This window comes from Halobacillus sp., assembly GCF_049282395.1.
Taxonomy (GTDB): Bacteria; Bacillota; Bacilli; order Bacillales; family Halobacillaceae; genus Halobacillus.
Map to the genome: position 1 here is coordinate 1 of NZ_JBAPTY010000182.1, position 1,549 is coordinate 1,549.

Consider the following 1,549-nt stretch of genomic DNA (forward strand, 5'->3'; position numbering starts at 1 on the left):
GCAGACAGGATATGCATAATAATCCCTACAAAAGGGATCCAGCCGACGCAAGAGGTGATAATTCCAAGGATACTTCCCGTTGCGGCACCATTATCTTTTTTCGTTAATACAAGAGTGATAATGTGCAAAATTAACATAAGTGCTAAAGGTGTCCAGAGCAGACTGATGATAATAGTGGCACCGAGAAAAGGTACACCCAGAATGGCTTCAAATCCACCTGTTACCCATTTCAAAATACGAGATGCTGACATACATTTCCCCCTTTAATGTACTCTAACGGTTAAGTATATCCAGACAACTAGTCTAATATGCTCCGATACATATCATCTGAAACCAGGCATTAGCATGAGATGTAAAAACCCCGCACTTTTTTAAAAGCGCAGGGTTTTAAACTTATCGTACTTCTCCAGTCCAGGCTTTCATGCCGCCTTCCATGTTAATAGCGTTTAAGCCTTTGTCATTCATAATGTCGGCAGCCATATCGCTCCGTCTGCCAGAGCGGCATACCGTAATATACTCCTTGTTAGGATCAAACTCTCCAACTCGTTCTTCTATTTCATCCAATGGGACGTGAAGAGCTTCTGGAATTTTACCTTCTGCAACTTCTTCATTTGTTCGCACATCAAGAACTTGAATGTGGTTTTCCTTTCGTTTACTTTCAACTTCTTCAGGCTGAATAGTTTTAGCCATGGTTTGAACCTCCTTACTCTTAGCGAGTGTTATAGATTTTTTAGACGTAAACTTCGATGCGTAAACCTTAGTTTTTATCATTCCATAATGGATTTTATAGGATCTTATAAAAATTGTTCCCTGTACAATTGTAAATAAACAAATCTTGACTGAATTAAAATTATCAAATATTTTTAGCGTTCTTTTGAGCTTTATGTAGTATAATAGACTTAATTAGACAAAATATTCAGTTTTTCTACTCATTATCTTCAGGTTAAGGATTTTAAAAAACCACAGTGAGGTGTATGTAATGGGAGAGAAGTTTCTGAAGTTCAGTGTGATCTTCCTTCTGATTATGGGCAGTTTCCTATCCTTTTCTAATCCTGTAGAAGCGTCTCCTTCGAAGTTTGTTACTAAAGGCAATACATCTGGTAAACGTGTAGCTTTAACATTTGATGATGGCTCAGATGGGACAAACATTGCTAAGATCCTGCAAACGCTCTCCAAAGAAAATATCCACTCCACCTTCTTTTTAACGGGCTCCGGAACAAAAGCTCATCCAAATGCTATTAAAGATATTAAATCAGCCGGTCACGAATTAGCTAATCATTCCTATTCCCATGCTGATTTTACTGAGCTATCAAGCGCTGAAATAAAAAGTGAATTAGACCGGACTGAAGCTGCGGTGAAAAGTACGACAGGCGTATCCACCAAACCATTATTCAGGGCACCTTTTGGCGCCGTGAATTCCGCAGTCCTTACAGCCGTAGGAAACGCGGGGTATACCCACACTATTCACTGGAATATTGATACACTGGATTGGAAAGGTCTATCAGAAACAGAGGTTTATAACCGAGTGATAGATAATATTGTTCCGGGT

The 1,549-nt window shown here is 39.2% G+C and carries 3 protein-coding genes; 1 reads left to right on the forward strand and 2 read right to left on the reverse strand.

Going from position 1 to position 1,549, the window contains the following annotated elements:
* Window positions 1-251, reverse strand: a 251-nt coding sequence (locus WAM07_RS08385; protein ID WP_422166032.1) for a hypothetical protein, incomplete at its 3' end; no start/stop codon positions are given.
* 142 nt (window positions 252-393) lie between these two features.
* Window positions 394-690: a rhodanese-like domain-containing protein gene (locus tag WAM07_RS08390; protein WP_422166033.1), complete on the reverse strand. Its 297-nt coding sequence runs from the start codon at window positions 688-690 to the stop codon at window positions 394-396.
* A gap of 289 nt (window positions 691-979) precedes the next feature.
* On the opposite strand from WAM07_RS08390, the gene WAM07_RS08395 reads away from it, so the two are divergent.
* A partial coding sequence (locus WAM07_RS08395; RefSeq protein ID WP_422166034.1) for a polysaccharide deacetylase family protein occupies window positions 980-1,549 on the forward strand: 570 nt, incomplete at its 3' end.

Excerpts from the sequence above, each read along its gene's own strand:
- WAM07_RS08390 (WP_422166033.1), bottom strand. The coding sequence starts at position 690 with ATGGCTAAAACTATTCAGCCTGAAGAAGTTGAAAGTAAACGAAAGGAA.